This is a genomic window from Nocardioides sp. Z43_10, from assembly GCF_059766615.1.
Genome location: NZ_JCBAJY010000003.1, coordinates 118294 through 138135, shown reverse-complemented (window position 1 = coordinate 138135; position 19842 = coordinate 118294). Strand labels below are relative to the sequence as shown.

At 71.7% G+C, this 19842-nt stretch carries 20 protein-coding genes; 9 read left to right on the top strand and 11 right to left on the bottom strand.

What is annotated here, in order from left to right; all coding sequences use genetic code 11:
• Window positions 1–49: 49 nt before the first annotated feature.
• The 4 genes from AC6EI4_RS06825 to AC6EI4_RS06810 form a co-directional block, all read right to left on the bottom strand.
• Window positions 50–1579, bottom strand: coding sequence for an AtzH-like domain-containing protein (locus AC6EI4_RS06825; protein WP_498451004.1), 1530 nt, complete (start codon window positions 1577–1579; stop codon window positions 50–52).
• Complete coding sequence (locus tag AC6EI4_RS06820) at window positions 1576–2643, bottom strand: acetamidase/formamidase family protein (RefSeq protein ID WP_498451003.1); 1068 nt, start codon at window positions 2641–2643, stop codon at window positions 1576–1578. The genes AC6EI4_RS06825 and AC6EI4_RS06820 overlap by 4 nt, the downstream gene beginning before the upstream one ends.
• A 77-nt stretch (window positions 2644–2720) precedes the next feature.
• Entirely contained in the window at window positions 2721–3446 is a 726-nt protein-coding gene (locus AC6EI4_RS06815; protein WP_498451002.1) for a class I SAM-dependent methyltransferase, read from the bottom strand.
• Window positions 3447–3515: 69 nt separating this feature from the next.
• Window positions 3516–4292, bottom strand: a complete 777-nt coding sequence (locus tag AC6EI4_RS06810; protein ID WP_498421439.1) for an exodeoxyribonuclease III — start codon at window positions 4290–4292, stop codon at window positions 3516–3518.
• Window positions 4293–4337: 45 nt separating this feature from the next.
• On the opposite strand from AC6EI4_RS06810, the gene AC6EI4_RS06805 reads away from it, so the two are divergent.
• Window positions 4338–5147, top strand: a complete 810-nt coding sequence (locus AC6EI4_RS06805; RefSeq protein ID WP_498421441.1) for a CDP-alcohol phosphatidyltransferase family protein — start codon at window positions 4338–4340, stop codon at window positions 5145–5147.
• Here the strand turns inward: AC6EI4_RS06805 and AC6EI4_RS06800 are convergent.
• Entirely contained in the window at window positions 5038–6579 is a 1542-nt protein-coding gene (locus tag AC6EI4_RS06800; RefSeq protein WP_498451001.1) for a PH domain-containing protein, read from the bottom strand. The genes AC6EI4_RS06805 and AC6EI4_RS06800 overlap by 110 nt on opposite strands.
• Window positions 6576–7091: a PH domain-containing protein gene (locus AC6EI4_RS06795; RefSeq protein WP_498451000.1), complete on the bottom strand. Its 516-nt coding sequence runs from the start codon at window positions 7089–7091 to the stop codon at window positions 6576–6578. The genes AC6EI4_RS06800 and AC6EI4_RS06795 overlap by 4 nt, the downstream gene beginning before the upstream one ends.
• A gap of 68 nt (window positions 7092–7159) precedes the next feature.
• Here AC6EI4_RS06795 and AC6EI4_RS06790 point away from each other — a divergent pair, with 68 nt between their 5' ends.
• Window positions 7160–8002 (top strand): oxygenase MpaB family protein, encoded by an 843-nt coding sequence (locus AC6EI4_RS06790; RefSeq protein WP_498450999.1) that lies wholly within the window; start codon window positions 7160–7162, stop codon window positions 8000–8002.
• Between the two features lie 25 nt (window positions 8003–8027).
• Here AC6EI4_RS06790 and AC6EI4_RS06785 read toward each other — a convergent pair whose 3' ends face one another.
• A complete protein-coding gene (locus tag AC6EI4_RS06785; RefSeq protein ID WP_498450998.1) occupies window positions 8028–9299 on the bottom strand; it encodes an HNH endonuclease signature motif containing protein in 1272 nt (423 codons plus the stop codon).
• Window positions 9300–9471: 172 nt separating this feature from the next.
• Here AC6EI4_RS06785 and ychF point away from each other — a divergent pair, with 172 nt between their 5' ends.
• Window positions 9472–10548, top strand: coding sequence for a redox-regulated ATPase YchF (ychF, locus tag AC6EI4_RS06780; protein WP_498421453.1), 1077 nt, complete (start codon window positions 9472–9474; stop codon window positions 10546–10548).
• A gap of 63 nt (window positions 10549–10611) precedes the next feature.
• Here the strand turns inward: ychF and AC6EI4_RS06775 are convergent, their stop codons facing one another.
• Window positions 10612–11175 (bottom strand): TetR/AcrR family transcriptional regulator, encoded by a 564-nt coding sequence (locus tag AC6EI4_RS06775; RefSeq protein WP_498450997.1) that lies wholly within the window; start codon window positions 11173–11175, stop codon window positions 10612–10614.
• A gap of 85 nt (window positions 11176–11260) precedes the next feature.
• Here AC6EI4_RS06775 and AC6EI4_RS06770 point away from each other — a divergent pair, with 85 nt between their 5' ends.
• Together AC6EI4_RS06770 and AC6EI4_RS06765 are read left to right on the top strand one after the other, a co-directional pair.
• On the top strand, window positions 11261–12289 hold the full coding sequence (locus tag AC6EI4_RS06770) for a hypothetical protein (RefSeq protein WP_498450996.1): 1029 nt from the start codon (window positions 11261–11263) through the stop codon (window positions 12287–12289).
• Window positions 12290–12418: 129 nt separating this feature from the next.
• The gene (locus tag AC6EI4_RS06765; protein ID WP_498450995.1) at window positions 12419–13897 is read left to right on the top strand and encodes a glutamine synthetase beta-grasp domain-containing protein; all 1479 of its coding nucleotides are present in this window, start codon (window positions 12419–12421) and stop codon (window positions 13895–13897) included.
• 17 nt (window positions 13898–13914) lie between these two features.
• Here AC6EI4_RS06765 and AC6EI4_RS06760 read toward each other — a convergent pair whose 3' ends face one another.
• A complete protein-coding gene (locus AC6EI4_RS06760; RefSeq protein WP_498450994.1) occupies window positions 13915–14478 on the bottom strand; it encodes a dihydrofolate reductase family protein in 564 nt (187 codons plus the stop codon).
• Between the two features lie 154 nt (window positions 14479–14632).
• Here AC6EI4_RS06760 and AC6EI4_RS06755 point away from each other — a divergent pair, with 154 nt between their 5' ends.
• The gene (locus AC6EI4_RS06755) at window positions 14633–15085 is read left to right on the top strand and encodes an Rv1443c family protein (protein ID WP_498450993.1); all 453 of its coding nucleotides are present in this window, start codon (window positions 14633–14635) and stop codon (window positions 15083–15085) included.
• A gap of 64 nt (window positions 15086–15149) precedes the next feature.
• On the opposite strand, the gene AC6EI4_RS06750 is transcribed toward AC6EI4_RS06755, so the two are convergent.
• Entirely contained in the window at window positions 15150–15941 is a 792-nt protein-coding gene (locus AC6EI4_RS06750; RefSeq protein ID WP_498450992.1) for an SRPBCC family protein, read from the bottom strand.
• Window positions 15938–16516, bottom strand: a complete 579-nt coding sequence (locus AC6EI4_RS06745; RefSeq protein ID WP_498450991.1) for an ArsR/SmtB family transcription factor — start codon at window positions 16514–16516, stop codon at window positions 15938–15940. Before AC6EI4_RS06745 ends, AC6EI4_RS06750 begins: the two co-directional genes overlap by 4 nt.
• Before the next feature lie 131 nt (window positions 16517–16647).
• On the opposite strand from AC6EI4_RS06745, the gene AC6EI4_RS06740 reads away from it, so the two are divergent.
• From AC6EI4_RS06740 to AC6EI4_RS06730, 3 genes are read left to right on the top strand one after another with little or no spacing between them, the layout of a single operon-like run.
• A complete protein-coding gene (locus AC6EI4_RS06740) occupies window positions 16648–17766 on the top strand; it encodes an acyl-CoA dehydrogenase family protein (protein ID WP_498450990.1) in 1119 nt (372 codons plus the stop codon).
• 44 nt (window positions 17767–17810) lie between these two features.
• Window positions 17811–18662: a phosphate/phosphite/phosphonate ABC transporter substrate-binding protein gene (locus AC6EI4_RS06735; protein ID WP_498450989.1), complete on the top strand. Its 852-nt coding sequence runs from the start codon at window positions 17811–17813 to the stop codon at window positions 18660–18662.
• On the top strand, window positions 18640–19830 hold the full coding sequence (locus AC6EI4_RS06730) for a hypothetical protein (RefSeq protein WP_498450988.1): 1191 nt from the start codon (window positions 18640–18642) through the stop codon (window positions 19828–19830). The genes AC6EI4_RS06735 and AC6EI4_RS06730 overlap by 23 nt, the downstream gene beginning before the upstream one ends.
• Window positions 19831–19842 lie beyond the last annotated feature (12 nt).

Here is a 19842-nt window from a genome sequence, read left to right as displayed (position 1 = left end):
GGACGTTAAACCTGAAACGTCCGGTGCTGGGCCCCCCCCGACGCTCGGATCAGGAGGTGAGCGAGGCGGCGAGGTGGAGCAGCTCGCGGTCGCGTCCCGGTGCGGCGACCAGGCAGACGCCGCAGGGCAGGCCGTCGGCGGTCTCGATCGGGAGGCTGACGGCGGGCAGGCCGCCGATCCCGGCCAGGCAGGTCAGCGCCATGGTCGCCTCGCGCACCGCCTGCAGGCCCTCCCCGAGCCGGGGGGCGACCGAGGAGGCCGAGGGCAGCACCAGCACCCGGTCGCCGAGCAGGTCGCGCAGGATCGCCCGGGCCTCGCCGACCCGGGCGCCGGCCCGGGCGGCCTGCCCGGCGTCGATGCGCGAGGCCGCCCGGAAGCGGCCGCCGACGTCCTCGCCCAGCAGCCCGGGGGAGTCCATCAGTCCAGGGGAGTCCAGCCGCGGGCTCAGCCAGGACCCGTGGACCTGCCAGGCCTCCCAGGCCTGCAGGGTCTGGAAGGCGGCGAGCCAGTCCGCCAGGTCGTCCAGCGGCCAGGCCTCGCGCCGGGTGGGCCACTCGTCGCAGGCGGCCTCGACCGCCTCGGCCACGTCCGGGGCGGCGAGCCCGACCAGCTGGGCGACGACAACCAGGTCGGGGGCGGACAGCGCGTCACTGCCTGGGGGCAGCAGCACGTCGCCGACGGCGGCGAGGGTGGCGGCGTCGCGGGCCAGCCAGCCGACGGCGTCGAAGGACGGGGCCAGCGGCAGCACCCCGGCCTGCGGCACGGCGCCGTGGCTGGTGCGGATGCCGAAGAGGCCCTGGTAGGCCGCCGGTACCCGGATCGAGCCGCCGGTGTCGGTGCCCAGCCCGACCCGGGCGTGGCCCAGCGAGACGGCGCTGGCCGAGCCCGACGTGGATCCGCCCGGGACCCGGTGCGGTGCCCGCGGGTTCGGCGGGGCGCCGGTGTGCGCGTTGGTGCCGGCCAGGCTGTAGGCGAACTCGTCGGTGCGCGCGATCCCGCGCACCGCCGCCCCCGCGTCCAGGAGCCGGCCCACCGCCCACGCGTGCTCGGTCTCCACCGCCGCCTCGGCGAGCCAGGCCGGGTTCCCCGCACCCACCCGATGCCCGGCCACGGCGTAGAGGTCCTTCACCGCGACGTCGACCCCGTCCAGCGGGCCGGGCGCGGTGGGCGGCACCAGCGGGTCGCCGACGACGCGCCAGACCCGGGTGTCCAGGGCCGGGGACGGCGCGCTGACGTGCGCGGCGGTGATCGCCCAGCCGGTGGGCAGCCGGGCCCAGAGCTGCGTCTGCTGCCCGCGGCCGCCGCGCAGCGGCTCGGTCACGGCGACGACCAGGGCGTGGTCGTCGTCGACGGGACGCACGTGGAGCTCCACGATCGTCCGCGGCGGGGCCCCGCCGCGGGCACCGCGGAAGGCGCTGATCGTCTCGTGGCCGACCAGCAGGCCGGCGGCGTCACCGCGCAGGGTGGCCGGCCCGGGGGCGAACAGCCGGTCGAGCGCGGCGAGGTCGTCGCTCATCAGCGCCCGCTCGTACTCCCAGAACGCCGCGACCAGGCCCTCGGGGGCGCAGGGGAGGCTCATCGGAAGTCCGCGGTGCGGATCTTGGCGTGCACGCCCTTCACCACGTCGACGACCTGGGAGATGTCGAAGTCGGTCGCCGCGCTGAGGTAGGCGTAGGCCAGCCGGGGGTCCATCCCGTAGCGCGCCTGCAGCAGCGCGATCGCGGCCCGCACACAATTCTGGACGGCGACGTGGAGGTCGGGGTCCATCCCGGTCGGCACCAGCAGCTCCGCGGTGCGCGCCAGCGGCCCGGCGAGCTCGCCGAACTCGCGCACCGCGTCCTCGCGGGCCAGCACGTCGAAGCGCAGGGTGGCCCGCAGCGACGCCTCCATCGCGGTCAGCGACACCTCGCCGTCACCCTGCGCGAAGTGCGGGTCCCCGACGTAGGCCAGCGCCCCCGCCACCTGCACCGGCAGGTAGAGCGTGGCGCCCACGGTGAGCAGGTTGATGTCGATGTTGCCTCCGTGCGCGCCCGGGGGGACCGAGTGGGGCCGCTGGTCGCCGTCGACCGCCACGCCCATGATCCCCAGGAAGGGGGCCAGCGGGAAGGCCACCCGCGGCTCGCCCCCGGGGACCAGCGGCAGCACGCCGTGCGGGCCGTCGGGGCCCTCGCGCACGCCGGCGAAGGCGCTGAAGACCTCGGCCCCCTCCAGCGGGTACTCGCCGGGCAGCGCCCCGCGTCCGTGCCGGTTGGAGATCACGCCGTACGGCACCCGCGGCAGCGTCTCGAGGACGGTGATCGCGAGCAGGTCGCCGGGCCGGGCCCCGCGCACCTCGATCGGGCCGGTGACCACGTGCGGGCCGTCGCGGCCTGGCCGGTGCTCGACGTCGGAGGCCGCGAGCGCGACCGCGTCGTCGAGCACGCCCGGCACGCCGTACGGCTCGAAGAACGCGCACGGGTCGCGGCCCTGGTCCTCGAGGATCCCCTCGTGGCTGATCGTGTCCACGGTGACCTCGGTGCCGGGCTCGATGCTCAGCACCGGGGAGTCCGCCGCGCAGGGCAGCCGCCCCCAGAGCAGGTGGTCGACGGTGGCGGGCAGGTACGTCGCGGCGCGCACGGGCCCGACGCCGGGCTGGAGGATCATGGCCCGAACGTAGGCAACGCGTGTTTCAGTTGTGTGCCGCCGCGTGTTCCGCAGGTTTCAGCGGTTGCGCCAGACTTTCAGCGGCTGCGCCAGGCCCGGAACTCCTCGAGGATCTCGGCGAAGTCCGCCAGCCGCAGCACGTCCTGCTCGAGGACGAACTGCTCGAAGCTGAGCGCGGCGATCTCGGCGACGGTGCGCTCGGTGACCTCCGGGCGTCGCTCGCGCCAGATCACCGCCTGGCCGTGGTTGTCGCCGATCGTGCGGTAGGTCAGGTCCTGGTAGAAGGTGTCGATGAACCAGACCAGCTTGTAGACGTCGCCCATCCACGCCTTGCGCTGGACGCCCAGCCACTCCTTGACGGTCAGGAAGTTCTCCCGGTCGGAGATCGAGGCCAGGTACGTCGGCGGCTGGACGTCGTCGATCACGATGACGCCGTCGGACTGCAGGTGGGCCAGCGCGTTGGTGAGGTCGCGCAGGGTCTGCTCGAAGGTGTGCAGCCCGTCCAGGAAGATCACGTCGAACAGCTCGTCGGCGCCGACGATCGAGCCGAAGTACTCGTCGCTGGTGACCTGGTGGTAGGCCGTGTTCGGGTTGGCCCGCTCGGCGGCGACGTGGTCGAAGAGGAAGTCCGGGTCGACCGCGACCTTGTGGGCGGCCGTCACCCGGTCGAACGTGCGACCCCGCTGCACCCCGACCTCGAGGTAGCGCGGCTTGTCGTAGAGCTCGAGGAGCTGGCGCAGCACCACGGGGCGCGCGACGAACGGGGGCCGGTCCGGCTGGCCGGGCGGGGCGGGCTGGTTCACGGGTGCTCCTGTCGGTTCGAACAGGCTGTGGCGGACGTCACCTGGACCCTAGCCACCCCGGGCCCGGAATCAGCGCAGATCCACGACCACCGGCGCGTGGTCGGAGGCCCCGGTGCCGGCGCGCTCCTCGCGGTCGATGAACGCGTGGGTGACCCGCTCGGCCAGCGAGGGGGACCCGAGGACGAAGTCGATGCGCAGCCCGCGGTTGCGCTCGAAGCGCTGACGGTAGTAGTCCCAGTAGGTGTAGACGTCCGGTCCGGGGGTGTGCGGGCGCACCACGTCGACGTACCCGTCGTCGAGGAAGGCCTGGAAGGCGGCGCGCTCCGGCGGGGTGACGTGCGTGGACTTCGCGAACTGCAACATGTCGAAGACGTCCTCGTCGCGCGGCGCGATGTTCCAGTCGCCGACCAGGGCGGTGTCCTCGCCCAGCCAGCCGCCGGCCGCCTCGCGCAGCCGGGCCAGCCACTCGAGCTTGTAGACGTAGTGCGGGTCGCCGACCTTGCGCCCGTTGGGCACGTAGAGCGACCAGATCCGCACCCCGCCGCAGACGGCGCCCATCGCGCGGGACTCCGCGACGGCCGGGTCGCCGAAGCCGGGCATCTGCTCGAAGCCGACCTGGACGTCGTCGAGGCCCACCCGGCTGATCAGCGCGACCCCGTTCCACTGGTTGGTGCCACACGCGGCGACCTCGTAGCCGAGCGACTCCAGCCCCATCAGCGGCAGTTGCTCCGGGCGTGCCTTGGTCTCCTGCAGGGCCAGCACGTCGACGTCGTGGCGCTGCAGGAAGGCCTCGACGCGATCGATACGGGAGCGAAGCGAGTTCACGTTCCAGGTGGCGATGCGCATGTGAGGAATCTACGGTGAGCGCTGAGGGCCCTACGATCCTGCCTCATGGACACGATCACCAGGGCCACGCCGGGTGCGCGGGTTGCCGCCGGACTCGTCCACGTCTACACCTCCGTCGGCGTCGCGCTGGCCCTGCTCATGGTCCACCTCTCCTACGAGGGCGACGTCAAGGCCGTGCTGTGGCTGTTCCTCGCGGCGATGGTGATCGACGGCACCGACGGGTTCCTGGCGCGTCACCTGCGGGTGAAGACGGTGATGCCGGGCTTCGACGGGGCGCTGCTGGACAACATCGTGGACTACATCACCTACGCGTTCGCGCCGATGGTGCTGCTGTGGGCCAACGGCTACCTGCCCGACGGCGTCTGGGGCGGGGTGGTCGCGATGCTGCCGCTGCTCGCCTCGTGCTACCAGTTCTGCCGCTCGGACGCGAAGACCGACGACCACTTCTTCCTGGGCTTCCCGAGCTACTGGAACATCGTCGCCTTCTACGTGGTCGTCTTCGGGTGGGGCACCGGCGTCACCGCGACCGTGCTGCTGGTCTTCGCGGTGCTGGTCTTCGTGCCGATCAAGTACCTCTACCCCTCGCGCACCGAGGAGCTGTGGGCGCTGAACATGACGCTGGCCGTGGTCTGGCTGGCCCTGTTCGGCGCGATCGTCGCGCAGCTGCCCGACCCGTCGGTGCTGCTGGTGGCGCTGTCGTTCGGCTACCCGCTCTACTACACCGCGGTCAGCCTGTGGCTCACGCTCAGGACGCGTGCCGGCTCCCGGAAGCAGGCGCGGACAGGTACGGCGTCAGCATCCCCGGAGTCGCCGCGTCTGCCAGGGCTATCCCCGTCCGAAGGGGGACGTCGGTGACGACCACCCGCTCCGGGCCGGCGGCGGTGGTGGCGACCAGTGTGGCCAGTCCGCGGCGGCGCTGAAACCAGCTCTGGCGCACCACCCAGCCGATGATGCCGTCGGTCTCCAGCGCGGTGGTCACCCGGGCCACCGACGGCGCCCGGGAGACCAGGTGGTCGTGGTGCAGCCCGTGGCCCAGGTGGGCGTAGCCGACCTCTGCCACCGCAGCCCCGATCCCGGCCAGGACGGCCAGCACGAGCGGGGGCACCCACAGCGGCCCGTCCAGGCCGACGGTGGCCGCGGTGACCCCGGCGGTGAGGAACACCGTGGGCCACTGGCAGCGCACGTGGCGGCGCCGGCGCGCGTCCGGCCCGTGCGGAGTCAGCGCCGCGTCGAGGACGCCGGCCACCCCCAGGATGTCGTGCCCGACCCGCCGGTCGACGTCCACCGGGCTGGGGGGGAGCACCTTCGTCGCCCCCGACTCGCCGGTGCCGGTGGCCAGCGTGGTGAGCTCGGCGCCCCCGGCGAGCCGCAGCAGCAGCGGCTCGCTGAGCTCGACGCCGCGCACCCGGGCCTCCTCGACGCTGGTGGAGCGGGTGGTGAACAGACCCGCGGTGAGGCGCAGGTTGCCCGACTCGCGGGTCAGGCGCAGGTTCCACCACTGGATGACGTAGCCGCCGATCGCGACGGCCAGCCAGACCAGCAGCGCCAGCACCGCGCCGACGACCACGATCAGCACGAGGGCCTGGGAGGCGATCCAGTCCCCGACGGAGCGCACCCGGTCGGCCTCGAGCACCGGCACCTCGCCGGCCAGCTGAGACCCGGCGCCCAGCACACCGGCCAGCACCACCAGCCGCCCCAGGCTGAGCGGGGCGAAGCGCAGCCAGGACCAGTCGATCCGGGCGAGCTCCTGGGCCGGTTCCTGCGTGGGCCCCTGGGCGGGCTCCTGGGGCGGCTGCCAGCCGGGCTCCTGGGGGACCGGCACCGGGACCTCGGCGGTCGCGGAGGCGCGGGTCAGCAAGCGCGTGCGCAGTCGATCGGCGTCGGGGACGGTCAGCGCCTCCAGCTCGATCCGGGTCTCGTCGACCCCGGTCCCGACCTGGACCTTGGTCATCCCCAGGAGCCGGTGCAGCAGCGGAGCCTCGAGGTCCACGCTGCGCACCCGGTCCAGCGGCGCGGTCAACCGGGTCTTGTTGAGCAGGCCGCGGCGCACCTCGAGCTGGGTGGCGCTGACCCGGTAGAAGGTCGTGAACCACGGGATGAGGCCCAGCAGCAGGGCGCCGCCCACCAGCACGGGCAGCGCCACCAGCATCCAGACGATGTCCTGACTGCTGATGCCGATGACGGCGACGATCAGCGGCACCGCCATCTGGCGCAGCGTCCGCACCGGGCCGATCAGCATCAGCTGGGGAGCCAGCCGCAGCCACCCGTCGCCGGGGTCGCGGCTCACGTGGCGTCGCCCTCGGTGGCGCCGGTGATCTCGGTCAGCTCGGCCACGGTCACCCGGGCGACCTCGTCGTCCAGGCCGAAGATGGTGATCGGGCCGGCGGCCGACGCGGTGGTCACCGTGATCGAGGTCAGGTGGAACAGTCGCATCAGCACGCCCTGGGTGGAGTCCACGGTCTGCACCCGCGACAGCGGTGCGATGCGCTGCTCGCGGTTGATCCAGCCGCTGCGGGTGAACACCGCGACCGGCGTGACCTCCCAGCGGTGGATCCGGAAGCGGACAGTGGGCATCACCAGCACGTAGCCGATCGTCGCGAGCACCACGGCCGCCGCCGCGGCGTACGCCCACCAGGGCCGCTCGGGCAGCAGCCAGCAGCCGACCCCCAGCGCGATCCAGAGCAGCAGGGTGTTGATCGTGGCGCCCAGTCGCCAGTAGGAGACCGCGCGCGGCGAGACGCTGCGGTCCGGGTCGCGCAGGATGGGGCCCCGGTCGCGGGCATCGGGGGGAGTGGTCACCGCAGCACCCTAGGGGGTGGCTTTCTGTCTCTCGACGCCGAACCGCGCCCGGAGGGACGATGTCGACCGTGGAGGGAATCGAGCCGGTGGTCGAGGGTGCTCGCGCGGCCACGCCCGACCCGGCCGAGGCCCGGTTCGGACTGGCCGACTTCGTCGGCGAGGCGATGCTGCTGCTCGGTGCCGGGTCGACGGTGATGTACCAGCTCGCCAGGAAGGGCGTGGGGCTCGGAGTCGCCGAGCACAGCACGACGTTGGCGCGGCCGGTCGACCGGCTGCGGACCACGCTCAGCTACGTCTACGTGATGACGCGGGGCACCGAGCCTGAGCGCCGGGAGATCGCCCGGCTGGTCAACCGGATGCACGCGACCGTGCGCTCGCCCGGCCGGTACCGCGCCCACGACCCCGACCTGCAGCTGTGGGTGGCCGGCACGCTGGCCCGCAACGGCGAGGTGATCTACGAGCGGGTCTTCGGGGCGATGGACGAGGCCACCCGGGAGCGGGTCTACCGGGAGGCGTGGGTGTTCGGCACCGCGCTCCAGGTGCCGGAGCGGATGTGGCCGCAGACCCGCGCGGAGTTCGAGGCCTACTGGCAGGAGTCGCTGCTCAGGCTGGAGGGCGACCCGACGGTGCAGGCCTATGCCCGAAGGCTGCTCTCGACGCGCGAGTCCCCGTGGCTGCTGCGCCCGCTGATCGTGCTGCAGAGCCTGATGACCCGCGGCAACCTCGACCCGCGCACCCGCGAGCTCCTGGCGCTGCCGTGGTCGAGGCGCGACCAACGGCGCTACGACAGGTTCTGGCGGCTCTTCGTGCCGGTCTACCGGCGGATCCCGCGGCCCGTGCGTCAGTTGCACGCCACCTGGCTGATGCGCGACCTGCGCCGGCGGCTGCGCCAGGGTCGGCGGGTGATCTGAGGCTTCCGCGGTTGACGGCGCAGCGTTAACAGCGCCGGGCGTAGCGCACGGACCCGTCGGGCATCCAGTGATGGTCGTAGCCGCTGTCGTGGGCCCGATGGTGATGGTGGGAGCACAGCAGCGACAGGTCGGCCCGATCGGTGGTGCCGCCGCGGGCCCAGGGGTCTCGCCGGTGGTGGGCCTCGCACCAGGTCGCGGGGATGGTGCAGCCCTCGGCCTGGCAGCGGGGGTGGCGCAGGGCGTGCGCGTGGCGCTGCGCGGTGCTGAAGAAGCGGCTGCTGCGGCCGAGGTCCAGGACCTGGCCGCGCCCGCCGAGGACCGCCGGGATGATCCGGGACTGACACGCCAGGCGACGCACTTGGTGCAAGGACAGTGCGACGCCGTCGCCCTCGCTGCCCCCGGTGAGGGTGGCCGTGCCGGTGTCGCGTCGGAGCTGGTCGAGGCCGACGGTGACGATGACCGTGACCGGTGAGCGGCCATGGCTGGGCAGCTGGTCCACGGGCAGGCGCTCGAGCAGGGCGCAGAAGGCGTGGCCGAGGAGCTGGTCGTGGGGCAGTCGCTCCCCGGTGGCCGAGTCGCGAGTCTCCACGCCGTCGCGGCGGGGAGAGGTGAGGGCGTGCAGGGCCGTGCTGAGGATCGCGGCGCTGGCGGTGGGCAGGTCGATGGTGATCCGCTTCAGCCCGGGGCCGAGGGTGCGGGTGCTCAACCGGGTCTTGGCGTAGGCCTGCTGCTCCTCGCGCTCGAGGGCCCGGCGCTCGATCTCCTCGGCGACGTCGGGGGCGACGACGTCGAGGATGCGCCGGGCCAGGCGGGTCAGGTCGTCGGGGCCGAAGTCGGCGGCGTAGCCGATGAGCGTCCTCTCGGCGCGCGACATCACCTCGGCGCCCAGGCGCGTCGCGGGCAGGGCGTCCAAGGCGGTGGCGATCACCCGCGCCTGCGCGATGTTCACCTCGCCGGCGCGCAGCGCGCTCCCGGTGGCGGGGTAGGTGCGTTCCAGGGTGGTGGCGAGCCGGGCCTCCTGAGCGGCGCCGGCCCGGTGGGTGCGGGTGGTGTGCGCCAGCCAGGACGCGATGGTGCGGGCGCCGGCATCGGCGGCGACGTCGTCCGCGTGGGCCAGCACGCTCAGCTTCAGGCCGGCCAGACGCGCCTCGAGGCGGGCCAGGTCGACGAGGAGGCCGGACTTGACCTCGGCGGACAGGTAGAGCGGGTCGCTGGCGCTCGCGTCGTCCAAGGCCTCGGCGATGGTCTCGACGCACGCCTGCAGCGGGTGCGGGGACGGGGCCGAGGACTGCTTCATGACCCCACGCTAGGCGTCGCCACCGACATCGCGAGACGACCTGATCGACCCTGTGGACGACCGCCGCCCGGATCGGCCCTGTGCACGAAAACCGGTCCGCAGCGACCCCGCCCGCCGTACCGTCGCCCGCTGATTGCGGCCAACTTCCTCGCCGCCCGTAGACTCGCGCCCCGTGGCTCTCACCATCGGTATCGTCGGACTCCCCAACGCGGGCAAGTCGACCCTCTTCAACGCCCTGACCAAGAACGACGTGCTCGCGGCGAACTACCCGTTCGCGACGATCGAGCCGAACGTCGGTGTGGTCGGTGTCCCCGACGACCGTCTGCCGCGCCTGGCGGAGATCTTCGGCAGCGCCAAGATCCTGCCCGCGACGGTCGAGTTCGTCGACATCGCCGGGATCGTGGCCGGGGCGTCGCAGGGGGAGGGGCTGGGCAACAAGTTCCTCGCCCACATCCGTGAATCCTCCGCGATCTGCCAGGTGACCCGCGTCTTCCGCGACGAGGACGTCACCCACGTCGACGGCGAGGTCAACCCCGGCAACGACATCTCCACCATCCAGACCGAGCTGATCCTGGCCGACCTGCAGACGGTGGAGAAGGCGATCCCGCGCCTGGAGAAGGAGGCGCGCGGCAACAAGTCGCTCACCGCCAACCTCGAGGCCGCCAAGGAGGCGCTGGGCCACCTCGAGGCGGGTACGCCGATCATCGCCACCAAGGTCGACCGCGAGCTGATCCGCGAGCTGTCCCTGCTGACCGCGAAGCCCTTCATCTACGTCTTCAACTGCGACGCCGACGAGCTCGGCGACGAGGAGCTCAAGGACCGGATGCGCGCGCTGGTCGCCCCGGCCGAGGCGATCTTCCTCGACGCCAAGTTCGAGGCGGAGCTGGTCGAGCTCGGCGACGACGACGAGGCCCGCGAGATGCTCGCCGAGATGGGCGTGACCGAGCCCGGCCTCGACGTGCTGGCCCGCGTCGGGTTCGACACGCTCGGGCTGCAGACCTACCTGACCGCCGGCCCCAAGGAGACCCGCGCCTGGACGATCCCCAAGGGCGCCACGGCTCCCGAGGCGGCCGGGGTCATCCACACCGACTTCCAGCGCGGCTTCATCAAGGCAGAGATCGTCTCCTTCGACGACCTGGTGGCCGCCGGCTCCATGCAGAAGGCCAAGGAGGCCGGCAAGGTCCGCATGGAGGGCAAGGACTACGTGATGGCCGACGGCGACGTGGTGGAGTTCCGCTTCAACGTCTAGCCCTGCTCCAAGAAGTGCTTCCCGGATTTCGATCCGGGAAGCACTTTTTGTTTGCCTGCAGCCTTACGAAGCGTGGCTCCACAGCAGGTATGCCTGTGCCAGCTGGGCCTGCACCTTGGGCGCTGCTTCACGGATCGGGGGGATCTGCGGCCGAGTGATCGTCGCTACCGCGACGATGACCTCCAGTGCGGTGAGGTCCTGCCGTACCGCCCCCTGCATCTTGAGCGCGGCCAGCACCTGATCCAGCGCCTCGACGGCAGGCCGTTGAACCTGCGCCAGAGGTGTGGCTTCCAAAGCCTGGGCCCCAGCCTGCAGCGCGAGCCCGTCCGTCAGTGCACCGAGTTCCATTGCCGTCAGGCTGGAGAGCAGGTCCTTCCATGCCGCAGCCGGATCAGTGTTCAGTGTGCTCCGGGTCTGATCCACGGCCTGGATGATCTGTTCCACAAGGTCCTGGACCACCGCGTGCACAAGGTCCCCGCGGGAGGGGAAGTTGCGGTACAGGGTGGCAATCCCGACGCCGCTTGCGGCGGCTACAGCCTCGAGCGCAACATCGCCGCCCCGCTCGGCAAACAGGTGCCTCGCATGGGTGATGATCGCTTCTCTTCGCTGCACAGCGTCAGCTCTCATCCGCACCCCTCAAGTTGACCTTCAGTCTAGACCGGAGGAATATCCTCCGTAGAAGTGGAGGAAGTTCCTCCGAAGAAGAAGGATCATGACAACGCAGACGCCGTCATCCGGCTCTCATCGAAAGCACGCGGCCGTTTGGGCCGGTCTGACCACCGGGCTCTCCGTCATCCTGCTTGCCCTCCTGATGCTGTTCATCTCGCCGTCGCTCCTCTCCGGACCACGGGATCTGGGTTTGGGAGTGGTGGGGCCGCAGGACCGGGCAGACTCGGTCTCGAAAACCCTGGAGGCCCAGTCGCCGGGTGCTTTCGTGGTGCAGTCCTACGAGAATGCAGAGGACCTCGAGCAAGGAATCCGTGACCGGGAGATCGTTGGCGGATTCGACTTCACCGATCCGGATATGACCGTCTATGTGGCCAGCGCCGGCTCAACGGCCGTTTCCGGGACGGTCAGCAATGTCGGGGCCACCATGGCGGGCAACATGGGACAGACCGCCGAGATCGTGGACGTGGTTCCGCTTCCCTCGGGCGACCCGACCGGCGTCGGCATCGGAGGCCTGGCTTTTCCGCTGGTGTTCGGCGGCATCGTGCCGGCCGTGGCGTTCCGGTCCATGCTGTCCGGCCAGCGCTGGTGGATCTTCGCCGGCCTCACCGGTTTCTCGGTGGCCGGCGGGTTCGTGGTCGCGGCCGTATTGAAGTACCTCTTTGGCAGTATCGAGGGCCCCCTGGTCCCGGTTGCCGCAAGCGTTGCCCTGGGCATCGCAGCCCTGGCCCTGCCCCTGGCCGGCCTCAATGAGTGCTTCGGCACCAAGGGGTTCACCCTTGCGGCCATGTCCATGATGTTTGTGGGCAATCCCTTCGCGGGCATCGCCACCAGCGCCCAGTGGCTGCCCGCCGGGGTAGCCATGATCGGCCAGCTCCTTCCTCCCGGTGCTGCCGGAACCCTCGTCCGCACCGTGGCCTACTTCGACGGCGCCGGCGGAGGCGCAGCGGCCCTGACCCTAGGCGTCTGGGTCCTGGCGGGGATCGTGTTGTGGTTCAGCGGCCCGCGCATCGCGGCCGCCAAGGCCAGGAAAGTTCGCTCACGGAACGTGGCGGAGTTCCACTTCAACGTGTGAATCGGCGCGTTCGCGCGGCCGGATGAGGTGTGACTCGCGGGTAACTGGAGGATCCCGTGCACCTGGCCGGTGGTGATGCTGGCCCCTCGCTTCGCGGTCGCCCTTCGTCGCTGCTGGTAGAAACGGGGCATGCCCACTGACCCCTTCGAACCCCATCCGCTGGTCCGCCTTCTCGGGAAGCCGGCCGCCGATTTCACCTGCGGCGACCTCGTTCAGGCCGCGGAGGAACTGGACCTGCGCCAGGTGAACCTGCGCTACGTCGGCGGGGACGGGCGGCTCAAGACGATCGCGTTCGCCATCAACTCCCGTGAGCACCTCGTCGAGGTCCTGACCCGGGGTGAGCGGGTGGACGGGTCCAGCGTCTTCGAAGGCACCGACACCGCGGCCAGTGATGTCTACATCGTGCCGCGTCATCGCACCGCCTTCCTGAACCCCTTCGGGGAGCGCACCTCTCTCGATGTGCTCTGCTCCTTCTACGACGAGGACGGCAAACCGCTGCCGCACGCGCACGAGCAGATCGTCCGGCGCGCTGCCGAGGTGCTCACCGAGGAGACGGGGATGATCCTCGAGGCGTTCGGCGAGCTGGAGTACTACCTCGTCGACGAGGTCGATCCGATCTTCCCGGTGGAGGAGGAGCGCGGTTATCAGGAGTCGTCGCCCTTCTCGAAGGGCGAGCGGGTGCGTGAGCAGGTCCTGGGCCACCTCTCGGCGATGGGCATCAAGCTGAAGTACGCCCATGGCGAGGTCGGGAACATCCTCGAGGACGAGCGGCAGATGGTGCAGCACGAGATCGAGTTCTGGCCCGTGCCGGTGGAGCAGGCCGCGGACGCTCTCGTCCTGGCCAAGTGGGTCGTGCGCGAGGTCGCCTACGCGCATGGCCTCGAAGTGACCTTCGCCCCCTCGGTCAGCAGCGACAGGGCGGGCAGCGGGTTGCACGTCCACACCAGGCTCGTGCGCGACGGCGCCAGCGCGATCGTGGATGAGGACGGCATCAACGACACCGCCCGGCGGCTGATTGCCGGGTACCTGTCGGCGGCCAAGGCACTGACGGCCTTCGGCAACACCGCGCCGACGTCGTACCTGCGCTTCACCGAGGGTGACGAGTCACCGGAAGGCATCTGCTGGGGCGAGACCGACCGTTCTGGACTGGTGCGGGTGCCCCTGGCCTGGGGTGGTGGCGTGCTGCCCGGCATGGTCGCCCACGCCAACCCCGGCCGCACCGAGTCGATCCCCGAGCCGCCCATCCACCCCCAGACGGTGGAGTTCCGGCTCGGCGATGGCTCGGCCGACGTCCACCTGTTCCTGGCAGGCATCGCCGTCGCGGCCAGGCGAGGCCTGAGCAGCTCCGACGGTCTGAAGCTGGCCGCACGGCTGAACACCGAGGACAACGACGACTTTGAGCAGCTGCCGTCCTCGTGCGCCGAGTCGGCCGACGCGCTCGAGAGCGAGCGGGCGTCGTTCGAGGCCGACGGGGTCTTCCCCAGCGAGCTCATCGATGCCGTGCTCGAGCGGCTTCGGGAGGCCGACGATGCCGCAGAGATGAAGAAGGTGGCCAAGAACGACGAGGCGCGCGTCGCGCTGGTCAACCGCTACTGGCACGTCGGCTGACGTCAGAGAGCGCGACGTCAGCGCCTGGACGCGTAGTGCGCCAGGGTCACCCCGTCCGGGAAGGTCCTGGTCTCCACCAGGCGCAGGTTCGCCCAGCTGTCCAGCGCGCTGAAGAACGGCGTGCCGCCGCCGACCAGCACCGGGTGCGTGACCACCTGGTACTCGTCGATCAGGCCGGCGCGCATCGCAGTGCCCGCGAGGGCGGCCCCGCCGATCTCCATCGGGGCGCCGTCCTCGGCCTTCAGGCGGCTGATCTCGGCCACGGCGTCGCCGGTGACCAGGCGCGCGTTCCCGCTGACCTCGTCGAGGGTCGTGGAGAACACCACCTTGGGTGTCTTCTGCCAGGCACGGGCGAACTCGACCTCGATGGGCGTCGCGTCGGGCTGCTGGTCGGCGGTCGGCCAGTGCGCGCTCATCAGCTCCCACAGCTTGCGGCCGTACAGGGAGAGGCCGATCTCGCCGGCTCGGTCGTTGAACCACTGGTGCAGCTCGGCACTGGGCACGCTCCAGGCGATGTCGTCGCCGGGCGCGGCGATGTAGCCGTCCAGGGACGTGTTCATCGAGTAGATCAGCTTCCGCATGGCGTCAGCTCCTTTCAGGTGGGTCTATCTCGGGTGTACCGATCGCGTGACGTCGAGAACTCATCGGTGCAGGATCTGAGGACCTCGCCCGCCCGCTGTGCGAGGGTGTGACCTCCGATCTCGAGCGGGAGGCACGGCCGGAGTGACGAGGACTGTGGAGAACCACACCGAGGTGCCCGCTCCCGCGGCGGCGGTATGGGACCGGGTGGTCCAGCCCGAGGGCATCAATTTCGAGATGCTGCCCTGGATGACCATGAGCATGCCGCGCGGGGCGAGGGGGCTGTCCGTGGACACCGTTCCTCTGGGACAGCCCGTCGGTCGAGCTTGGCTGCGGCTGTTCGGGGTCATCCCGTTCGACTTCGACCATCTGATGGTGGCCGAGGTCGATGCCGGCACTCGCTTTCTCGAGCGTTCCACCATGGTGAGCATGCGGCGTTGGGAGCACGAGCGGCGCCTGACTCCCGTCGCCGGCGGCACCCGGGTCCATGACCGGGTCACCTTCCAACCGCGGCTGCCCGTACCCGGCCTCGCCGCACTCTTGGCGGTGGTCATCGACGCCTTCTTCAAGCATCGGCAGCGACGTCTGCGACGCTACTTCTCGCGCTGAGCGGGCCAGGTAGCCCCACGTCGAGGCGGTCGCCCACCGCCGGCGTGCGCACCACCGGGCAGGCTCAGGCCGGTACGGCGAGCCCGTCCAGCCAGGCCTGCCAGGCGGGCTGCTCGCGTCGTACGTAGTCGGCCGCGCCGGCGGAGAACAGGTACGCCCGCACCCCGGCGCTCGCCTTGGCGTCGCCCTCGCCGTAGGTGAAGACGCTGAGCAGGCCCGGGACCGGTGCGGTGAGCCGCACCAGCGCCTGTCGCTCGCCGACGCGCTCGAGGGTGCCGGTGGCGCCGCGCACCTCGACCGGCGCACCCTCCTCTGGCAAGGCCAGCGCATCGTGCATGGTGGACCAGAGCGCCTCCGCGTCGCAGTGGTGGGAGGCGGTGACCTCCAAGTGCGTGGCCTCCTGGCCGGGGAAGTGTGCGAGGTAGAGGCGCAGGTTGTCGAAGAACGGCATCCAGCCGGGGCCCATGGTGTCCCAGAACTCCGGCTCCCAGGCGGCGCCGGTGCCGAAGCCGCTGCTGGTCACTCGCACCACGCAGGTGCCGCCGGACTGGGCCTCGACGATGAACTCCGAGGTCAGCGGACTGAGCGCCGACGCGTCCACGCCCATCAGGCCCGCCCAGTCCTCCTCGTAGACGAGGCGGCGGGGCGGGTCCCAGCCGGTGACCCGGCCGTCCGAGCCCATCTCGGGGCCCATGGTGAAGTGCAGGGAGCCGCCCTCGCGCTCTTCCATCTCGGTCGGCGCGAACCAGGCGCTCATGCCCTTGGCGGTGGCGATGGCCTCCCAGACCTGCTCCGGGGTGCCCGGGACCTCGACGCTGAACTCGAGGCGATAGGGGACGTTCGGTGTCGTGCTCATCTGCTCTCCTCAGGAAGTGGGTGTGCGGCGACGACGAGCCGGTGGGGCCGCCCGTCGTCGTGGTGGTAGCGGGCGGCCAGGTCGAGCACCGCGGCGGTCAGGTCGTCGGCGAACGCCGCCCGGTCGGCGGCCGAGCGGAAGCCGATCTGCGTGTCGATGGTCAGGGTCGGCAGCCGCTTGCCCGACGCTCCGGCGCGGCGCGCCAGCGTGCCGACCTCACGCACCAGCCGGCCGGCCAGTGCGACGAGGTAGCCCGCCGAGAGGTGGTCGGCTTTGGAGTCGGGGTCGGCGGCGTCGGCACTGACCGCCGCCGGCGACACGACGTACGTCGCCGCCGACGCCTGCAGGACCCGCTCGGTGAGCCCGCCGTGCCGACGCTCCTCGGCCAGCTCCACCAGCCCGTGCGCCTCGAGCGCCTTGAGGTGGTAGTTGACCTTCTGTCGCGCGATGCCGACCCGCGCCGCCAACCCGGCGGCGGAGGCCGGGACGGCCAGCTCGCCGAGCAGCCGGGCGCGGACCGGGTCCAGCGCCGCGGCGGCGGCCTCCCGGCTCTCGATGACCTCGATGTCCTGCATCACTCCACGGTGCGCCTTGACAGGAAATATTGTCAAGGGTCGTTCCCGGCTTCTGCTCTAGCCACATCGGCGTGGGAAACGCAGGATGTGACGCAGCGGTCTGGCGCCGCGCGAACCCTGCGGAGGTCGTGATGTCCTATCAGCAGCAGCTCCAGCGCATCGTCGAGGACGTCGTCGCGCCTGAGGCCGCCGACATCGACGCCGAGGCGAGGTTCCCCAAGCGCGCGATGGAGGAGCTGGCCGCGGCCGGCATCCTGGCCCTGACCGTTCCCCAGGAGAACGGTGGTGGCGGGGGCGGCCTGCGCGAGGCGGCCGATGTCGTGCAGACGCTGGCCGGGTCCTGTGGCTCCACCGCGATGGTGACCACCATGCACTACGCCGCGACCGGCATGCTCGCGGCGGCCGGGCGCTCCGATGTGCTCGCCGAGATCGCCGGGGGAGGGCACCTGACCACGCTCGCCTTCTCCGAGTCCGGCTCCCGAGCACACTTCTGGGCGCCCCTGGGCACCGCCGTCCTCGACGGTGACGAGGTGGTCCTGGACGCCCGCAAGAGCTGGGTGACCGCCGCGCACGAGGCCGACAGCTATCTCTGGTCCTCGCGGCCGGTCTCCGCGCAGGGCCCGATGACCTTGTGGTGCCTCCCGGCCACGACGCCCGGGCTGAGCGTGGTCGGCGGCTTCGACGGACTCGGCCTGCGGGGCAACGACTCCTGCCCGGTCACCGCCGAGGGCGTCCGCGTGCCCCGGGACGCTCAGCTGGGCGAGGACGGCGCCGGGCTGGATCTGGCGCTGACGTACGTGCTGCCGACGTTCCTGGTCCTCAACGCCGCGATGAGCGTCGGGCTGGTCCAGGCGGTCGCCGCCGCGACCGCCGAGCACCTGCGGAGTACCAGGTTGGAGCACGTGGGCCAGACGCTCGGCCAGCAGCCGGTCGTCCGCGCGAAGCTGGCTCAGCTGCAGATCCAGGCCGACCAGGCGAAGGCGCTGCTCGAGGCCACGCTGAGCGCCGTCGAGCAGGGCCGCCCCGACGCGCAGCTGCTGGTGCTCGAGGTCAAGGCCGCCTGCGGTGAGATCGCCGCCGCCGCGAGTGACCTCGCCATGGTCGTCTGCGGAGGCGCGGCCTTCCGCAAGGATCTCTCCATCGAGCGCCGCTTCCGCGATGCCCGCGCCGCCCGCGTGATGGCACCCACCACCGACGCACTCCACGACTTCGTCGGCCGCGCCCTGCTGGGTCAGCCTCTGTTCGACTGAGCCGGACGGGCCGTGCGCGCGTCCCCCTGGAAGGAGCCGGAGAGATGACTCTGCTGCTGGGCGCTGTCGCCTACGACCCGAAGGTGGTCACCATCTGGAGCGGGTTCCGTGCCTGGCTGCGCGAGCGCGACATCGATCTGGACTTCATCCTCTACTCCAACTACGAGCGGCAGGCTGAGGACCTGGTGGCCGGCCGGGTGGACCTGGCCTGGCACTCCCCGCTCGCCTGGCTGCGCTCGCTGCGCCTGGCCGAGGCGGCCGGCACGCGGGTCGAGGCGGTGCTGATGCGCGACACCGACCGCGACCTCACCTCGGCACTGGTCGTCTCGGCCCACTCCGAGCTGGCCTCGCTCGCCGACCTGCGGGGACGCAAGGTCGCTGTCGGCGCGATCGACTCGCCACAGGCGACGCTGCTGCCTATGCACCTGCTGCGCTCGCGCGGGCTGGTGCCCGGTGACGACGTCACCCTCGTGCGCTTCGACGTCGGCGTCGGACTGCACGGCGACCACATCGGCGGTGAGCGAGAGGCCGCGGCCGCGATGCGCGACGGTCGGGTGGACGCGGCCTGGATGACCGACGCCAACCTGCTGCTCTTCAGCCAGGAGGGCACGCTGATCCCCGGGACCACCAGGGTGCTGGCGACCACGGAGCCGTTCGACCACTGCATGATGGCCGCGTCCCCGCACGCCGAGCGTGATGCGGTGAGCCGGTTGGCCGAGGCGCTGCTCTCGATGTCGTACGAGGACCCCCAGGCCCGGGTGCTGCTGGACCTGGAGGGCCTGACCCGCTGGCTTCCGCCCCGCACCGAGCAGTACGCGCAGCTCGAGCGAGCCATCGACGAAGCCGGCTTCTACGACCACACCGGAGCGATCCGTGCCGCCGACTACCGACCTTGAGGCCCTCGGCCTCGACAACGGAGGCCACCTGCTGCTCGAGCGGGCCCTCGCCGGTCTGCGGCCCGGCGAGCGGCTCGACGTGACCGGCACCAACCCGATGCTCGGGCTCCAGCTGCGGGCCTGGGCCCGCTCCCGCGGACACGGCTTCGTCCTCGCCGAGGGTCCCGGCTCGCCCGGGGTGGCGGCCCTGGTCAAGGGCACCGCCTCCGATGCCCGCTGGGTGGGTGCGGAGCGCGCGGGCCGTCCGGACCGGGCCAGCGATCGTGCCGAGCGCCGGTGGGGACTGGCCGCGCGCGGTGCGCTGGTCGAGGCCGGCGGCCCGAGCCTGGACGTGGCCTGGGTCGAGCGTGATCTGGTGTGGGCCGACATCGCCCCGCAGCTCTACGCCCGCGCCGACGCCTCGCAGTGGGATCCGGCCAGGATCCTGGACTGGTCCGCGCCCCTCGACGTCCCCCCGGACGTGGAGGACGCGGTGGTGCAGGTGATGACGTTCCTGGTCGAGAACGAGCACGCCGCCATGATGATCCCCGCCCGGATGCTGGCCAACCTGCATCCGCACTACCGGGAGGTGATGCAGCTGCTGGCCTCTCAGGTCGCCGACGAGGCGCGGCACGTGGAGATCTTCACCCGCCGCGCGCTGATCAACCGGGCCGAGCTCGGCGTCTCCGGCGTCGAGGGCCGCGCCTCGCTGCACACCCTCCTCGGTGAGCCGGACTTCACGCTGGCCTCCTTCCTGCTCTCGGTGCTGGGGGAGGGCACCTTCGTGGACCTGCTGCAGTTCCTGCACACCCACGCCCCGGACTCGGCCACCGCGACGGTGACCCGTCTGGCGGGGCGTGACGAGGCCAGGCACGTCGCCTTCGGCGTCGCCCACACCGCCCACCTCACGCGCAGCGACCCGGCCCATCTCGGGCGGTTGCGCGCGGCGGTGGAACGGCGTCACGACGCCTTGGTCGACACCGCCGGACTGAACCAGCGCGTCTACGACGCGCTGGTGGTGATGGCCGCCGGCGGCTGGGACGCCGGCTCCATCTCCCGCGGCTGGCAGGCCGTCCAGGACCTGCAACGCAAGATGGACGAGGGGCGCCGGCAGCGGCTGGCCTACATCGGCTTCCCCGACGACGAGGCCGCGGAGCTGTCGGCGCTGCACACCAAGAACTTCATGTGAGCGCCGCCGCCG